Origin of the sequence: Proluteimonas luteida, from assembly GCF_021191695.1 — a bacterium.
Taxonomy (GTDB): Bacteria; Pseudomonadota; Gammaproteobacteria; order Xanthomonadales; family Xanthomonadaceae; genus Luteimonas; species Luteimonas luteida.
Genome location: NZ_JAIWPT010000022.1, coordinates 37,661 through 52,817, shown reverse-complemented (window position 1 = coordinate 52,817; position 15,157 = coordinate 37,661). Strand labels below are relative to the sequence as shown.

At 66.3% G+C, this 15,157-nt stretch carries 16 protein-coding genes; 6 read left to right on the top strand and 10 right to left on the bottom strand.

Annotation, left to right across the window (positions count from 1 at the left end; translation table 11 throughout):
• A partial coding sequence (locus tag LDO26_RS16195; RefSeq protein ID WP_232130640.1) for an integrase core domain-containing protein occupies positions 1–241 on the top strand: 241 nt, incomplete at its 5' end.
• Positions 242–384: 143 nt separating this feature from the next.
• Here LDO26_RS16195 and LDO26_RS16190 read toward each other — a convergent pair.
• Both LDO26_RS16190 and LDO26_RS16185 read right to left on the bottom strand, forming a co-directional pair.
• A complete protein-coding gene (locus tag LDO26_RS16190; protein WP_232132135.1) occupies positions 385–1,191 on the bottom strand; it encodes an enoyl-CoA hydratase/isomerase family protein in 807 nt (268 codons plus the stop codon).
• 106 nt (positions 1,192–1,297) lie between these two features.
• A complete protein-coding gene (locus LDO26_RS16185) occupies positions 1,298–2,083 on the bottom strand; it encodes an enoyl-CoA hydratase/isomerase family protein (RefSeq protein WP_232132134.1) in 786 nt (261 codons plus the stop codon).
• A gap of 383 nt (positions 2,084–2,466) precedes the next feature.
• On the opposite strand from LDO26_RS16185, the gene LDO26_RS16180 reads away from it, so the two are divergent.
• From LDO26_RS16180 to LDO26_RS16165, 4 genes are read left to right on the top strand one after another with little or no spacing between them, the layout of a single operon-like run.
• Positions 2,467–3,627 (top strand): acetyl-CoA C-acetyltransferase, encoded by a 1,161-nt coding sequence (locus LDO26_RS16180; protein ID WP_232132133.1) that lies wholly within the window; start codon positions 2,467–2,469, stop codon positions 3,625–3,627.
• A gap of 1 nt (position 3,628) precedes the next feature.
• A complete protein-coding gene (locus tag LDO26_RS16175; RefSeq protein WP_232132132.1) occupies positions 3,629–4,606 on the top strand; it encodes an NAD(P)H-dependent flavin oxidoreductase in 978 nt (325 codons plus the stop codon).
• Positions 4,607–4,657: 51 nt separating this feature from the next.
• The gene (locus tag LDO26_RS16170; RefSeq protein ID WP_232132131.1) at positions 4,658–5,407 is read left to right on the top strand and encodes an electron transfer flavoprotein subunit beta/FixA family protein; all 750 of its coding nucleotides are present in this window, start codon (positions 4,658–4,660) and stop codon (positions 5,405–5,407) included.
• Positions 5,407–6,354: an electron transfer flavoprotein subunit alpha/FixB family protein gene (locus LDO26_RS16165; RefSeq protein WP_232132130.1), complete on the top strand. Its 948-nt coding sequence runs from the start codon at positions 5,407–5,409 to the stop codon at positions 6,352–6,354. Before LDO26_RS16170 ends, LDO26_RS16165 begins: the two co-directional genes overlap by 1 nt.
• Before the next feature lie 33 nt (positions 6,355–6,387).
• Here LDO26_RS16165 and LDO26_RS16160 read toward each other — a convergent pair whose 3' ends face one another.
• From LDO26_RS16160 to LDO26_RS16140, 5 genes are all read right to left on the bottom strand, one after another.
• Positions 6,388–7,206 (bottom strand): GntR family transcriptional regulator, encoded by an 819-nt coding sequence (locus LDO26_RS16160; protein ID WP_232132129.1) that lies wholly within the window; start codon positions 7,204–7,206, stop codon positions 6,388–6,390.
• A gap of 73 nt (positions 7,207–7,279) precedes the next feature.
• Positions 7,280–7,786, bottom strand: a complete 507-nt coding sequence (locus LDO26_RS16155; protein ID WP_232132128.1) for a MaoC family dehydratase — start codon at positions 7,784–7,786, stop codon at positions 7,280–7,282.
• Positions 7,783–8,895 (bottom strand): CaiB/BaiF CoA transferase family protein, encoded by a 1,113-nt coding sequence (locus LDO26_RS16150; RefSeq protein ID WP_232132127.1) that lies wholly within the window; start codon positions 8,893–8,895, stop codon positions 7,783–7,785. The genes LDO26_RS16155 and LDO26_RS16150 overlap by 4 nt, the downstream gene beginning before the upstream one ends.
• Positions 8,885–10,087 (bottom strand): CaiB/BaiF CoA transferase family protein, encoded by a 1,203-nt coding sequence (locus tag LDO26_RS16145; protein WP_255682284.1) that lies wholly within the window; start codon positions 10,085–10,087, stop codon positions 8,885–8,887. The genes LDO26_RS16150 and LDO26_RS16145 overlap by 11 nt, the downstream gene beginning before the upstream one ends.
• A complete protein-coding gene (locus LDO26_RS16140; protein ID WP_232132125.1) occupies positions 10,084–11,262 on the bottom strand; it encodes an acyl-CoA dehydrogenase family protein in 1,179 nt (392 codons plus the stop codon). The genes LDO26_RS16145 and LDO26_RS16140 overlap by 4 nt, the downstream gene beginning before the upstream one ends.
• A 181-nt stretch (positions 11,263–11,443) precedes the next feature.
• Here LDO26_RS16140 and LDO26_RS16135 point away from each other — a divergent pair, with 181 nt between their 5' ends.
• Complete coding sequence (locus LDO26_RS16135; RefSeq protein WP_232132124.1) at positions 11,444–12,694, top strand: acetyl-CoA hydrolase/transferase family protein; 1,251 nt, start codon at positions 11,444–11,446, stop codon at positions 12,692–12,694.
• 21 nt (positions 12,695–12,715) lie between these two features.
• On the opposite strand, the gene LDO26_RS16130 is transcribed toward LDO26_RS16135, so the two are convergent.
• From LDO26_RS16130 to LDO26_RS16120, 3 genes are all read right to left on the bottom strand, one after another.
• On the bottom strand, positions 12,716–13,591 hold the full coding sequence (locus tag LDO26_RS16130; RefSeq protein WP_232132123.1) for an amidohydrolase family protein: 876 nt from the start codon (positions 13,589–13,591) through the stop codon (positions 12,716–12,718).
• Between the two features lie 60 nt (positions 13,592–13,651).
• The gene (locus LDO26_RS16125) at positions 13,652–14,188 is read right to left on the bottom strand and encodes a cupin domain-containing protein (RefSeq protein WP_232132122.1); all 537 of its coding nucleotides are present in this window, start codon (positions 14,186–14,188) and stop codon (positions 13,652–13,654) included.
• A 111-nt stretch (positions 14,189–14,299) separates the two neighbouring features.
• Entirely contained in the window at positions 14,300–15,118 is an 819-nt protein-coding gene (locus LDO26_RS16120; RefSeq protein ID WP_232132121.1) for an HpcH/HpaI aldolase/citrate lyase family protein, read from the bottom strand.
• Positions 15,119–15,157 lie beyond the last annotated feature (39 nt).

Genomic DNA, 15,157 nt, shown 5'->3' with positions numbered 1-15,157 from the left:
CATGCGTCATCTGCGCACGCGACCCTACACCCCGCGCACCAATGGCAAGGCCGAGCGACTGGTCCAGACCAGCCTGCGCGAATGGGCCTATGCGCGCTCCTATACCAGCTCCGAACAACGCGCCAACGCCTTCCACGGCTGGCTGCATCACTACAACTGGCATCGGCCTCACGCCAGCCTCGGCTACAAGCCACCCATCTCACGCATTACGCTGAACAACGTGCTGGGTTTACACAGCTAGGGCTTGCCCATGAATGCTTCATCGTGCCTGCCGGCACTTCTCTACAGAACCAGTTCGTCGATGCTTGTGGGAACGCACCTGGCGCGACCGGACGCTGCCACAACGGACGATCCGCCGATCACCTGGCCGCGCCGGCGTGGCCGTCATCGCCGGGCGTTGGGATCGGGATCCCAGTCCGGCTTCCGCTTCTCGGCGAAGGCGCGCGGGCCTTCCTCGAAATCCGGATGCGACCAGTGCGACTTCAGCAGCTCCCAGCCGTGGTCATGCGCGGCGGGGTCGGGCATTTCCGTCGAGGCCCAGATTGCGCGCTTGGTGTGCGCCATCGCCTGCGGCGAATTGGCGGTTATCGCCCGCGCCAGTTCGCGCGCGCGCGCCAGCGCTTCGCCGGGGCCGGGTTCGAGCAGGTCGACCATGCCCAGCTGCCAGGCGCGTTCGGCCGGCATGCGGTAGGCGCGGCCGGCCAGTCCCAGCAACAACGCGGCGCCGAGGCCGGCCCGGCGGGCGATGCCGACCGATTCCAGCCCCGAGACCTGGCCGACGCTGACGTGCGAATCCATGAAGGCCGCCAGCGCGCTGGCGACGACGATGTCGCTGTCGGCGACGAAATGCAGGCCGCCGCCGTTGACCAGCCCGTTGACCGCGCAGACCACCGGCTTGGTGACGTGGCACATGCGCGGCGAGAAGCGATTGACCAGCGCGTGCGGCTTGTTGTGCAGCGTGCCCTGCCCGACCCGCAGCGTGCCCACGGAGGCGCCGGTGCAGAAATGCCGCTCGCCGGCGCCGGTGATGATCGCCACGCGGATCGCATCGTCGCGCTCCACGCGGATCCACGCGTCCTCCAGCGCGGCCAGCAATGCCGGCGTCAAGGCATTGCCTTCGTGCGGCCGATTCAGGGTCAGCGTGGCGATGCCGTCCTCGACATCGAACAGCAGGGCGTTGGCGTCGTCCATCGTGTCCTCACGGGAATCATCTGATTCGGGGAATGCGCGCCCATCCTGCCATGCAGGCGGTCGCATGCCGGGCGGGCCGCCGCAGGTACGGCCGCGGCGCCAGGCATCATCGGCCTTCATAGCGCGGCAGCCGTTTCTCGGCGAAGGCCACCAGCGCCTCGCCGAAATCGGCCGTGGCCACGCAGGCATCGAACGCATGCCGCTCGGCGGCGAGCTGCGCAGGCAGATCGCGCGCATGCGAATCGCGCAGCAGGCGTTTCATCCATCCGGTGGCGAGCGGCGGCCCGGAGACGAGCCGTGCCACGATCTCGTCCGTCTTCGCGGCCAGTTCCTCCACCGGCACCACCCAGTTCACCATGCCGATGCGCTGTGCCTCGGCCGCATCGAGCATGGGATTGAGCAATGCGATCTCCATGGCCCTGCGCAGGCCGACGATCCGCGGCAACGTCCACGACGCACCGACGTCGCAACTGGCGCCGACGTTGAGATAGGCCATGTTGAAGCGCGTCCCGGCCGCGGCGATGGCCAGGTCGCAGGCCAGGGCGAGGCTCAGCCCCGCGCCGGCGACCACGCCATGCAGGCTGGCGAGCACCGGCGCCGGCGAATGCGCCAGCAGCAGCAGGCCCTCGTGCATCGGATCGATCAGCGTGGCCGGCACGTCGGCCGGATCGCGCTGGAACACCTTCAGGTCGCCACCGGCGACGAACGAACGTCCGGCGCCCTGCATCACCACGGCGCGCACCTGCGGGTCGCGCGAGATATCCGTGCACACCTCCAGGAAGAGCCGCGCCACGTCCACGTCGATCGCATTCAGTACCGCGGGACGGTTGAAGGTGATGCGTGCGACATGGCCGTCGCGGCGATACAGCAGCGCGGGTTCCCGATTGCTCATCTGCAGCCCTGGTGTCCCCGGAACGCGGCCTTGCGGACCATCACGCACGACTCGACGGGATCTGCCCGACGTTGCCACAGGCGCACCGGCAACGCACGACCGGCAGCGACAACCTGTGGACCGGAGGCGACCGGACCGCGGCATCGGTGCAGGCGCCCGCATCGCTACCGCGGTCCGCCGCCTGCGGCGCTGCCAATGTCGCAAGCTGTCAAGAAAGCCGCGAAATCGCGGTGCTAGCTTGCCTTCGACGCAGGACGCATCCGCGCCCGATCCATGGCACCGCCTGCGTTCCGGACGACGCGGATGCGCGACCCGCCCACGGCAGCGCATGACGTCATCAGGCGTGGGAGCACCTGCGCGTTTCGAAGGAGGAACAACGATCCATGCAAGAGGCCTATATCGTCCAGGCACTGCGCACCGCAGGCGGCCGCCGCAACGGAAAACTGTCCGGCTGGCATCCCGCCGACCTGGCGGGCGAGGTGCTCGACGCCCTCGTCGACCGCTCTGGCATCGATCCGGCCGCAATCGACGACGTCGTGTTCGGCTGCGTCAGCCAGGTCGGCGAACAGAGTTTCCACATCGGCCGCAACGCGATACTGGCCTCGAAGCTGCCCGACAGCGTGCCCGCGGTCAGCATCGACCGCCAGTGCGGCTCGTCGCAGCAGGCGCTGCATTTCGCCGCGCAGGCGGTACTGTCTGGCACCCAGGACGTGGTGATCGCCGCCGGCGTGGAAAGCATGAGCCGGGTACCGATGGGCGCGCCGACGCGACTTGCGGTCGAGGCCGGCCTCGGCGGGCCATGGAGCGAGCGCATACAGCGCGCGTACGGCGTCACCGAGTTCAGCCAGTTCGCGGGCGCAAGGATGCTGGTCGACAAGTACGGCTTCACGCGCGACGACCTCGATGCCTACGCGCTGCGCAGCCACCGGCGCGCCGCTGCGGCGACGCAGGCCGGTGTCTTCGACGGCGAGATCGTAGCAGTCGCCGGCAGGGACGGAAGTCCGCACGCGACCGACGAAGGCATCCGCTTCGGCGCCTCGCCCGAGTCCATCGCCGCGGTGAAACCACTGGAAGAAGGCGGCGCGATCACCGCGGCCAATGCCAGCCAGATGTGCGACGGCGCGGCCGGTCTGCTGGTGGTCAGCGAACATGCGCTGAAGGTCCACGGCCTGACGCCGCTGGCGCGCGTGCACCACATGACCGTGCTCGGCGGCGACCCGGTGATCATGCTGGAGACGCCGATCCCGGCCACCCGCCGCGCGCTCGAACGCAGCGGCCTGAAGCTCGACGACATCGACCTGTACGAAGTCAACGAGGCCTTCGCCTCTGTCGCGCTGTCGTGGCAGCACGCGCTCGACGCCGATCCGGAGCGGCTCAACGTCAACGGCGGCGCGATCGCGCTCGGCCACCCGCTCGGCGCGACCGGCGCCAAGCTGATGGCCACGTTGGTGCATGCGCTGCGCGCGCGCGGCAGGCGCTACGGCCTGCAGGCGATGTGCGAAGGCGGCGGACTGGCCAACGTCACCATCGTCGAGGCGCTCTGAGATGGCGATCAGCACACCGTTCACGCGCCTGCTCGGTATCGAACACCCCATCGTCCAGGGCGGCATGCAGTGGGTGGGACGCGCCGAGCTGGCCTCGGCCGTGTCCAACGCCGGCGCACTCGGCATCCTGACCGCGCTGACCCAACCCACGCCGGACGCGCTGGCGCGGGAAATCGAGCGCTGCCGGTCGATGACCGACAGGCCGTTCGGGGTCAACCTGACCATCCTGCCGACGATGACCCCGCCGCCCTACGCCGGGTACCGGCAGGCGATCATCGACAGCGGCGTCAAGGTCGTCGAGACCGCCGGCTCGAGACCACAGGAGCACGTCGAGCATTTCAAGGCCAACGGCATCGTCGTGATCCACAAGTGCACCTCGGTGCGCCACGCGCTCTCGGCACAGCGCATGGGCGTGGACGTGATCTCCATCGACGGCTTCGAGTGCGCCGGCCACCCCGGCGAGGACGACGTGCCCGGACTGATCCTGATCCCGGCGGCGGTGGACAAGCTCGATATCCCGGTCATCGCGTCCGGCGGATTCGCCGATGGCCGCGGACTGGCCGCCGCGCTCGCGCTCGGTGCACAGGGGATCAACATGGGCACGCGATTCTGCGCCACCCGCGAGGCGCCGATTCACGACAAGGTCAAGCAGATGCTGGTCGACAACGACGAACGCGACACCAACCTGATCTTCCGCAGGCTGCACAACACCGCGCGGGTCGGCAAGAACAGTGTGTCCGACGAAGTGGTGAGGATCCTCGACCGCCCGGACGCGACCTTCGAGGACGTCGCCCCGCTGGTGCGCGGCGCGCGCGGCCGCGAGTTGCTGGAGACCGGCGACCTCGACGCCGGCCTGGTCTGGGCCGGGCAGTCACAGGGGCTGATCCACGACATCCCGAGCACCGCCGAACTGGTCGCGCGCATCGTCGACGATGCGCATCGGATCATCGAACGCGATCTGCATGCGCTACTGTCGTAGTGCATCCAGCCCCTTTTTCCCTTCGCCGATACGACTTCGAGAAGACACACCGTGAACAAGATACTGGTAGGCCTCAAGCGCGTGGTGGATGCAAATGTCCGCATCCAGGTCAAAACCGATGGTAGCGGCGTGGTCACCGACGGCGTCAAGATGGCCATCAACCCCTTCGATGAGATCGCGTTGGAAGAAGCGTTGCGGATCAAGGACAAGGGCCACGCCACCGAAATCGTCGTGGTCGGCATCGGTCCCGACGACGTGCAGCAGCAACTGCGCACCGGCCTGGCGATGGGCGCCGACCGCGCGATCCTGGTGCGGGCCGACGCCGCTGTCGAGCCCCTGGCTGCCGCGCGCATCCTGCTAAAACTGGTTGAACGCGAATCACCGTCGATCGTGCTGCTCGGCAAGCAGGGTATCGATGACGACAACAATCAGACCGGGCAGATGCTGGCCGCGCTGTGGGATCGCCCGCAGGCGACCTTCGCCTCAAAGGTCGAACTGGCCGATGGCGTTGCGCGCGTGACTCGAGAAGTCGATGCCGGGCTGGAAACCCTCGATGTGGACCTGCCCGCCGTCATAACCACAGATCTGCGGCTCAACGAACCGCGCTTCGTCAAACTTCCCGACATCATGAAAGCCAAGAAGAAGCCGCTCGACACGCTCGCGCTCGATGACCTCGGCGTGGATGCCACGCCGCAGTTCTCGGTCCTGAAATTCGCCCCCCCTGCCTCCCGCACCAAGGGTGTGCTGGTCAAGGACGTGGCCGGACTGGTCTCCGTACTCCGGCAGAAGGGGGTGCTGTGATGGCCAAGGTGCTGATCATCGCCGAGCACGCCCATGGCCAACTCAATCCATCCACAGCCAGGAGCGTGACCTGCGCAAGCGCCATGGAAGGTGCGCAGATCGACATTGCGGTGTTCGCTGCCGATGCTGCCGCCGTCGCGACGCAGGCGGCCGCGCTGCAGGGCGTTTCGCAGGTGCTGACCGTGAACCACCCCGCCAACGCCGAACCGCTCGCCGCCGTGCTGGCGCCTCAGGTCGCCTCGCTCGCGAAGGACTACAGCCACGTGCTCGCTCCCTCGACCACTTTCGGCAAGGATCTGTTGCCACGCGTCGCTGCCCTGCTCGGCGTCGGCCAGCTCAGCGACATCATGGCCGTGGAATCGCTATCGCGATTCCGACGCCCAGTCTACGCAGGCAATGCCATCATCACCGTCGAAGCGCCACGGGACCGAACACTGGTCGCCACCGTGCGCATCGCGTCGTTCCAAGCGGCCGAAGCAGGCGGCAATGCCATGATTGAAGCCGTCGCGCTCGATGTGCCCTTGCCGGCACATACTCGCCTCGTCGATCGCACGGCCGTCCGCAGCGACCGGCCCGACCTGCAAACCGCAACCCGCGTCGTCTCCGGAGGCCGCGCCCTCGCCAGCGCCGAGAACTTCAGCCTGATCCGGTCGCTGGCCGACAAGCTCGGCGCCGCGATCGGTGCCTCCCGCGCCGCGGTCGATGCCGGCTATGTCCCCAGCGACCTGCAGGTCGGCCAGACCGGCAAGATCATCGCACCGGAACTGTATGTCGCCGTCGGCATCAGCGGCGCCATCCAGCACCTGACCGGGATCAAGGACGCCGGCACCATCGTCGCGATCAATAAGGATCCAGATGCGCCGATCTTCGAGGTGGCGGACATCGGGTTAGTGGGGGATCTGTTCGCGATCCTGCCCGAGCTTGAAAGCACCCTTGCAGCGGCGTAACCACCCCGCTCGATGGCCTGGCGCTTGGCGCAGTCAAGCGCGTCGCAGCTTCATGCTGAAGCGGAATGTTTCGGCGGGGTAGAGGTTCACTGCGATTTCGGCAATACGGCCGGTGTTGGTTCTATAGGTTCGGCGGATCTCGACGACGCTCTCACCCGCAGCGACTCCCAATCCTGCCGCGATGCTCTCGGGAACGGGGCGTACCTCCAGCGACTGCTCGATCTCGAGCAATCGTTCGCCATACATCTCCTCGATCAGCATCCACACTGGACCGCGCTGCCTGCGCAGAATACGCGCCACGCCAGCGTACTCCGCGGCAACGAAAACGTCGGCCCAGCACAACGGCGGACCCGCCGCGGCATCCCTCGTGCGGAAGCCCCGCAGATGCAGCCAGCCTCCCGACTGCATCGGCAACCCCATCGCAGTCGCTGCTTGACTGTCGATGATGGCGCTGTCGTCAACAATGAACTTGCTTTCAGACGCGTATGCGATCAGCTCGTCGATCGAACTGACGCGATGCACGTTGAACGGCGTATCCGCCGCCGGTTGCAGCACCGTCGTGCCTGATCCTCGACGCGAGGACACCAGCCCATTCAGGCGCAGTTGCCGCAATGCCTCGCGGACGGTGTGACGGCTGACCGAGAAACACTCGGCCAGTGCCTCTTCGGTAGGCAACTGGGAGCCGACGGGGAAAACCCCCGTCAGGATGTCGTTGCGCAGGGAATCGACCAGTTGTCGATACAGTGGCTCCCCTGCGCCTCGTCCTTCTTCTGGGCTCGCCTTGCCGCGTCGCCCCAACGTCTTGTTCCTTGCGTCGGACTTGGCGAGGGGACGCATTGCGCGACGCTTCATGTCGGGTATTCTGCATGAATTGCATCGGATCCGCCTAGCGCCGCCAGCGGGCCGGCATCATGCCGCCGCCCGGTCAATCGTCGATCGCATGGCCCCGCTTGGGAATGAGAGCGGAGCGTTCGAAGCTGATGACCGGCACGCCCCCGGCCTTCATCCCGACCGTCCTGACGGTAACGATGCCTTGCGTCGGCCGGCTGGCGGATTCGCGCTTCCCGATCACGGTGGACTCGGCGTAAAGCGTGTCGCCAGTGAACACGGGGTTCACCAGCTTGATGTCCGTCCAGCCGAGGTTGCCGATGGCCTTCTGGCTCACGTCGCTCACGCTCATGCCGACCACGATCGACAGTGTCAGGCAGCTGTTGACCAGCGCCTGCCCGAACTCAGATTTTGACGCGTACTCGTTGTCGAAGTGCAAAGGATGCGTGTTCATGGTCAGCAACGTGAACCAGATGTTGTCGTTCTCGGTGACGGTCCGACCGGGCCTGTGCTCGTAGACGTGGCCGATCTCGAAATCCTCGAAATGGCGTCCGAAGCTCTCCCGGAAACGTCCGGGCGCGATCTCGATGCTGGTCTTTGTCATGACAGTTCCTTCAGAAGGTCGCGGTGTTGGTCCAGCGCGGGGCTGTCGAGGTCGAGCACGGACGGTTCGTTCAAGAAACGGATGGGGTTGGCGATGTGCGACCGGCCATCGTGGTCGTGGACATGCATTCCCCTGGCCAGCACCTGCGGGTCTTCGAACGCCTCGGGCAACGAGTTGACCACGCCGAAGCAGACTTCCAGCTGGGTCAGCCGTTGTGCCCAGCCCTCACGCGTGCCCTGCCTGAAAGCCTCGTCCAGAAAATCGATGACCGGCTTCTGGTGCGCACCGGGGCCGCTCAGACAGAGGTCGATCAGGTCCGGGCGATTCAGCGCTCCGAGCAGCGAGCGGACGAACTTCGGTTCCTGCCCGGCGAGGGCGATATGCGATCCGTCTCCCGTCCGGTAAATCCGGTAGAAGGCGGAACCGCCCGTGGTCCGTTCATGCTGCGGATTGGGCTGACGGCCTTCGGCGAACGTCGGGCCGACGACGTTGCGCTGCGCACTGAGCATGCAGTCCAGCATGGAGATGTCTATGTAGTCGCCCTGACCGGTGGCCTGCCGGCGCAGCAGTGCCATCAGCACCCCGCCCAGGCCATGCAATCCGGCAAGCAGGTCGGCCAGCGGCAGCGCAGGGATGGCGGGCTGCCCGTCGCTCCCCAAGTTGATGCTCAACATGCCCGAAACGGCCTCCACGCCCAGGTCATGGATGGGGCGGTCGCGATAAGGCCCGTCCTGCCCGAACCCGGTGAGCGAACAGTACACAATGCCGGGATTGAACTCGCGCAAGGATGCGTAGTCCACGCCCAGGCGTTTGGCGACGCCCGGACGGAACGACTCGAGGAAGACGTCGGCCTTGCCGGCCAGCTCCAGCACGGCGGCCCGGCCTTCGGTGCTCTTGAGGTTCAGGACGAGGCTTTTCTTCCCGCGATTCAGGTTCCGGAAGAAGACCGTGTGCGGCCCATCCGACACGCCGATGTGGCGACCGGGGTCGCCTTCCCGGGGTTGTTCGACCTTGACGACCTCGGCGCCATGGTCCGCCAAGACCATCGAAAGATAGGGGCCTGGCAAGAAAACCGACAGGTCCACCACGCGCAGTCCGTCAAGCTTCATTTCTACCTCGCTTCCTCTCGGTCATGACGGTCTCGCCATCCTCGCCCCGCGCCGAGCAGGCCTTGAGCGCCGGGCGCCTGCCGTCGAACTTCAAGGGATTGGCGAGTACGCGCAACTGCGGCTTGGCCGGATGCGATACGTCCGAGAGCATGCCGCTTTCACGGATGAAGTCGCTTTCAAGGGCTTCGGCCAGACCGAGTACAGGCGCAATCGGCAGCCGGCCCTCCAGCTGCTCGAGCCAGTAGCCGGTGGGATGCCGCCCGAATTCGGCATCGAGTACCTGGGTCAGGTACTCGCGATTCGCGTGGCGGGCTGCCATGGTCCTGAACTCCGGCATCTCGCCAAGGTCGGGCCGTACCAGCACGGCCAACAGTTCTTCCCAGAACTTCTGGGTCATGCACATGACGAAGACCCAGCCATCGGTGGTCTGGAAGGTCTGTACCGGAGCCACCGAGTAGTGCCCACTGCGGGGCTGGCGTTGGGTGACATCGCCTTCGTTGAGGTACCACGTTGCCGCATAGCCAAGCTGATGGACGGCGACGTCGAACAGGCAGGTGTCCACGTCGCAACCCTCGCCGGTCTCGCGCGCGCGCAACAGTGCCGACAGCAACCCCACCATCGCGGTTATTCCGGCCATGTGGTCGATGATCGAGGGAGCGCCAATGCGTGCCGGCGGCGTGCCGGGCTCGCCAGTAAGTCCCATCAGGCCCGACTCGGCCTGCATCAGATAGTCATAGCCGGGCCACGCGGTGCGGCTGGTATCACGCCCATAGGCGGAAATGTGGACGCATACCAGCGCCGGGTTCAAGTCGCGGAGGCCGGCGTACTCAACTCCGAGTTTCGCCGCCTGATCGCCACGGAGATTGTTCAGGAAGACATCGGCCTCGCGTATCAGGACGTCGAATGCAGCCCTGCCCTCGCCGGTCTTGAGATCGAGCTCGATGCTCTTCTTGCCCAGGTTCCAGCCCTGGAAGTACTGGCTGTCCGATTCGCCCAGGAAGTGCGGCCCGGTATGCCGCGCGGGGTCGCCGCCTGAGGCGGGGTTCTCGATCTTGACGACGTCGGCGCCGAGGTTGGCCAAGAACATCGAGCCATAGGGGCCGGCACCAAACTGCTCCATGGACAGGACCCGGACCCCCTGCAACGGCAGTTGGGAAGGTCTCGGTTGTCGCCTCTCGCATGCGTCGATCATGCGATCGGGTTCCGCTTGATCCATTGTTTGGCGATGATCAGGCGCTGCATCTCGTTCGTGCCCTCGCCGATGCAGGTCAGCGGCGCGTCACGGTAGAGCCGCTCTATGTCGTATTCCTTCGAATAGCCGTAAGCCCCGTGGATGCGCATTGATTCGGTGCTGTTTTCCAGGGCCGCTTCCGACGCGAAGTACTTGGCCATCCCCGCCTCCATGTCGCAGCGCTCGCCACGGTCGAAGATCGCGGCCGCGTCCAGCGTCAGCAGCCTGGCGGCCTGGGCGCGGGTCGCCATTTCACCCAGCTTCAATGCGATCGCCTGGTGCTCGGTGATCGGCTTGCCGAAGGTCCTGCGCTGCTGCGCATACCGGGTCGCCAGGCGGAGCGCGCCCTCGGCGATGCCGACCCCACGCGCCGCCACATTGATGCGGCCCAGTTCCAGGCCGCCGGTTGCCTGGTAGAAGCCTTGGCCCTCGACTCCACCGATCAAGTGTTCGGCGCCGAGCCGGTAGTCGTCCGCGACCAGTTCGCCAGAGTCGATGCTCTTGTAGCCGAGCTTCTCCAGCTTCCGGCCGCTGGTGAACCCCGGCCCCTTCGGCGCGATGAACAGGCTGATTCCCTTGTGCCGGGGATCCGCCAGCGGATCGGTCTTGACCAGCAGCGCAAAGCAGGACCCCTCGACCGCATTGGTGATCCAGGTCTTGGCCCCGTTGATCACGTAATCGTCGCCGTCGCGCCGAGCCGTCATCCGGATACCCTGCAGGTCGGTTCCCGCGTCAGGCTCGGTCAGCGCCAACCCGCCACGGATCTCGCCGGTAGCCAGCTTCGGCAGCCAGTGCAGCTTCTGTTCGGGGGTACCGAACTTCTCGATGGCGAGCGCGAGCATCAGATGCGAGTTGAACACGCCGGTGATCGACATCCACACCGACGAGATCCGCATCACGATCTTGGCATAGGTGCCGGCGGGCAGGCCGAGGCCGCCATACTCCGTGCCAACGGTCGCGCCGAACAGGCCCAACTCCTTCATTTCCTCGACGATCCGGGACGGATAGCGGTCGGCATGGTCGAACTCGCGCACGACCTCCGGACGTAGCGACCGCTCTATCCAGTGATCGATGGACGAAAGCAGCTCGGCTTCGTACTCGGGGGCGATTGCGCGGATTCGGAGCGGCTCGGACATTGGATACCCCCTGATTAAATATGTACGTACAACTTCGACGAGTATCGTATACTCGGGTCCCGAGTACAAGCGTTGCCGGGTGTTTTCCGTATTCCCCACGCCGGGCCGCTACGCCGGTGCTGGCCCCGCTCAGGACAAGCGCGCACATGATCCAAACCCGGCTCCGCAGGGCGCCTCGCCCATGAAGTCGTTGCAATCGCTCGACTGGCTGTCCGACGCGTTGGCGCCCGGGCAGGGCATCGTGCTTCATTCCGGTGCGGCGCACCCTGCGCGGCTGGCACGCATGCTTGCCGAATCGGCGGCGGCGCTGCGGGGGCGGCGGCTGCATACATTGATGCCCTGCGGAGATCTGCCTTACGCCGATCCCGGCGTGCGCGAGCAGTTCGCGATCACCGCGTTCCTGCCCGGGAGCGCCCTGAGGCCGGCGATGGACAGTGGGCACGTGGAGGCGCTGCGCGTGCCGCTGTCGCAGATCCCGAGTGCCTTCGACAAGGGCGAGTTCCCGGTCGGCGCAGTGCTGCTTCGCGTGTCTCCCCCCGATCCCGATGGATGGGTCAGCCTCGGCGTTTCCGTCGACTACATGCCCGCGGCGATCAATGCCGCACGATGGGTGATCGCGGAGATCGACCCGCACATGCCGCGGACATGCGGCGACAGCCGAATCCGCGTGGAACGGATCGATGCCTACGTGGATTCAACGGATCTTCCATTCGAGGCCCTGGCGACCGAATCGGACCCGATCGAAATCGCGATCGCCGAGCACATTGCCACGCTGGTCAGCGACGGCGACGTCCTGCAGCTGGGAGTGGGCAGCCTCCCGGACCGGGTCCTGGCCAGGCTCGACCACCTGAAGCACCTCGGCGTGCATACCGGCATCATCGGCAACGGGGCGATGCCCCTGATCGAACGGGGCGTCATCGACAACAGTCGCAAGGCCGTCTTCGCCGGCACCAGCGTCGCGACGATGGCATTGGGCTCGCTGAACTTCTACGGCTTCATCGACCAGAACCCGGCCATATCGCTGCACCCCTGCTCGGTGACCCATGACGCAGGCATCCTGCGACGACTTGGCTCGTTGTGCGCGATCAACTCCGCGCTCCAGGTCGACCTGAATGGTGCGGTCAATGCCGAATGGGCCGGCAGGCGACGGATCTCGCTGCCAGGAGGGTTGGCCGACTTCGCGCGCGCCGCCGCCGCCCAGACGCGCGGAAGCAGCATCATCGCCCTGCGCGCGGTCAATCGCTTTGGCGAATCGACGATCGTGCCGCGACTCGACGCTGCGGCCGAACCTTCGCTGGTTCCGCCGGAAGTCGACCACGTCGTCACCGAGTTCGGAATTGCGTCCCTGCGGGGCCGTTCGCCCTCTCAGCGCCGTCAAGCACTCCTGGCGATTGCCAGCCCATTGCACCGGGACATGCTCGCGGGTGCTTGAGCGCCGATCAGCGGTCGGGCGCTAGCCGGAGAAGCCGTACAGACGCTGCGCGTTTTCGGCCAGCACCATCTGCAGGCGCTGCGGATCCGTCACCGCCCGCGCCAGGACGTCCAGCAGTTCCCCCGGGTCGGGCATCTCGCGCCGATACTTCACATGCGGCCAGTCGGAACCCCAGACACACCTGTCCGGCGCCGCTTCGGCCAGTCGCCGGGTCATGTCCAGCGTATCCGTATACGGCGCCCCCAGCCTCGATACCCTGAAGGCGCCGGACAGCTTGACCCAGGCGCCCCGGGAGACCATCTCCAGCAATGCCTGCTGCGGCTGCTCCATACCCGGGCCCGCATCGACGTAGCCCATATGATCGATCACCACCGGCACGTTCAAGCGGGCGACCCGCTGCGCCAGGCTGGCCAGCTGCCGCGGTTCGACCAGGAACTGAAGATGCCAATCCAGTTCTTCGCACATGGCCGCATACCGGTCCAGGTGCGAAATGCCGACGCCGCCGCCGGTCGTGGTGTTCAAGCGAAGGCCGACAACGCCCGCATCCTTCAGCACCGCCAGTTCCGCGTCGTTTGCGTCGTGTTTGGTCACTGCGATTCCGCGCAGCCGTGCCCGGTTGGCACGCAACGCGCCGCACATCAGGGTGTTGTCCACGCCATGAACGCTGGGCTGGACGAGCACCCCGTAGGTCATGCCCACCGCGTCGAGCATGCCAAGATACTCTTCCACGGATGCGGGAGTCGGCGTGTAGCTGCGCTCCGCGATGTAGGAATCGCCGATGACATGGGCATGCGTGTCCACCGCCCCTGGCGGAAGCCTGAAACGGCTCGGGGGCGCGGGGCGGGGATGAGGCGGCGGGTCGATCTCGAAGCGATCCTCGGGCTCTTCTGGATGCATGAATCAAGCCCCGGACCCATCGACGCGGCGCACCGCGAAGGACAGCATTCCGTCGTCCCCTCAGTCTGGCGCGAAGAAGGCGCCCGCCTTGAATACCGTCGGCTGCGCCGCCACGCCATTCTTCCTGGAATCCCCGGCCGCATGGCGGCCCGTGCCGTCGGAGCGGCTCTTGAGCGCTTCCCGCGGGATGGCGAACTTCGGGTCCAGGTCGGATGAGTCCTCGACCACTGCCGCGCCGACCCGGAACATCACCAGGTTACCTTCCTCTTCATGCGCGTTGAAGCGATAGAGCGTTCCGCGCGGCACCATCACACCTTCGAACGGCCCGGCTTCGGCCTTGCTTCCGTCGCCGAAACAGAAGGTCGCGCGCCCCTGCAGAATCAGGAACACATGGTCCTCGATGTCGTGGCTGTGCAGCGCATTCTCGCCGCCGGCGGAGTACACCTTGGAATGCGCCCAGAGCAGAGGGGAGAGCCCCAAGAGTTCCATGGTTGCACCCGCGTCCAGCAACGGCAGCTTGCGCATGGAGAAGACGAGCCGTTCAGCGTGGCTCTTCTCGGCCGGAACAGGGGAAAGCGCTTGGTCTGTGTCAGTCATGGACCACTCCTCGCGTATCTACTAACGGTTTATTTGTACGTACAACTTGAGAAACATCGCAGCTGGTCCCGCCGCGCGAAGCGGCCTGCCCGGGCAGAGTTGAAGCCTCGGCTATCTCGCGGGACCTTCATCCGTCCTGCCCAGGATCGTGCGCGCATGCTCGACGACGGGCTTGTCGATCAGCTTTCCCTCGAACACGATCGCGCCGTGGGGGGTGGCCGCAGCCGCCTCCAGCACTCCCTTCGCCCAACTGACCAGTTGCTCATCGGGCAGGAAACACCGCTTGACCGTTGCAACCTGGACGGGATGGATGCACAGCTTTGCGCCAAACCCCAGCCGCCTTGCCCGCAACGTGTCTTCCTGCAATCGCTCGGCATCCGCAACCGCCAGCGTCACCCCGTCGATCGGCGCCGCCCGCTCGGCCAGCCTCGAAACCAGCACAAGCCTGGAGCGCGCATAGAGCAGCTCTTCGTCGCCACCCTCGATGCCCAGGTCCAGCTGGAAGTCGACCGATCCGAACGCCAGACGCTGGACGCCCGCGGCGAGGGCGAGTTCCTTCGCGCCTTCCAGGCCACGCGCACTTTCGACGATGGGAATTACCGGCAGGCTCCGCCCGGCAGCAGCCTGCAGTGCAAGCACGGGCGCGACTTCCTCCGCCTTGGGCAGCATGACGGCCGCCACACCAGGCAGATCCAGCAGCCTGCAGTCATCGGAGAACCATTCCGACTCGCTGCCGTTGATGCGCACGCAGGCGCGCATCCCGGCCTGCGCGAGCGCGGCCGCGACGTGATCTCGTGCCGCGGACTTGTTGCCCACGCCAACGGCGTCCTCGAGATCGAACACCACCATGCCGGCACCGCTCTGCGACGCCTTCTGGAAGCGCTCCGGGCGATCGCCGGGAACGAACAGGAAAGTCGACGGAGCGGTCATGCCCGAACCTCCCGAGTCCGGCTTGACCACCATGGCCCG

Excerpts from the sequence above, each read along its gene's own strand:
- LDO26_RS16190 (WP_232132135.1), bottom strand. The coding sequence starts at position 1,191 with ATGGACGACGCCAACGCCCTGCTGTTCGATGTCGAGGACGGCATCGCC.
- LDO26_RS16185 (WP_232132134.1), bottom strand. The coding sequence starts at position 2,083 with ATGAGCAATCGGGAACCCGCGCTGCTGTATCGCCGCGACGGCCATGTC.
- LDO26_RS16180 (WP_232132133.1), top strand. The coding sequence starts at position 2,467 with ATGCAAGAGGCCTATATCGTCCAGGCACTGCGCACCGCAGGCGGCCGC.
- LDO26_RS16175 (WP_232132132.1), top strand. The coding sequence starts at position 3,629 with ATGGCGATCAGCACACCGTTCACGCGCCTGCTCGGTATCGAACACCCC.
- LDO26_RS16165 (WP_232132130.1), top strand. The coding sequence starts at position 5,407 with ATGGCCAAGGTGCTGATCATCGCCGAGCACGCCCATGGCCAACTCAAT.
- LDO26_RS16160 (WP_232132129.1), bottom strand. The coding sequence starts at position 7,206 with ATGAAGCGTCGCGCAATGCGTCCCCTCGCCAAGTCCGACGCAAGGAAC.
- LDO26_RS16155 (WP_232132128.1), bottom strand. The coding sequence starts at position 7,786 with ATGACAAAGACCAGCATCGAGATCGCGCCCGGACGTTTCCGGGAGAGC.
- LDO26_RS16150 (WP_232132127.1), bottom strand. The coding sequence starts at position 8,895 with ATGAAGCTTGACGGACTGCGCGTGGTGGACCTGTCGGTTTTCTTGCCA.
- LDO26_RS16145 (WP_255682284.1), bottom strand. The coding sequence starts at position 10,087 with ATGATCGACGCATGCGAGAGGCGACAACCGAGACCTTCCCAACTGCCG.
- LDO26_RS16140 (WP_232132125.1), bottom strand. The coding sequence starts at position 11,262 with ATGTCCGAGCCGCTCCGAATCCGCGCAATCGCCCCCGAGTACGAAGCC.
- LDO26_RS16135 (WP_232132124.1), top strand. The coding sequence starts at position 11,444 with ATGAAGTCGTTGCAATCGCTCGACTGGCTGTCCGACGCGTTGGCGCCC.
- LDO26_RS16130 (WP_232132123.1), bottom strand. The coding sequence starts at position 13,591 with ATGCATCCAGAAGAGCCCGAGGATCGCTTCGAGATCGACCCGCCGCCT.
- LDO26_RS16125 (WP_232132122.1), bottom strand. The coding sequence starts at position 14,188 with ATGACTGACACAGACCAAGCGCTTTCCCCTGTTCCGGCCGAGAAGAGC.
- LDO26_RS16120 (WP_232132121.1), bottom strand. The coding sequence starts at position 15,118 with ATGACCGCTCCGTCGACTTTCCTGTTCGTTCCCGGCGATCGCCCGGAG.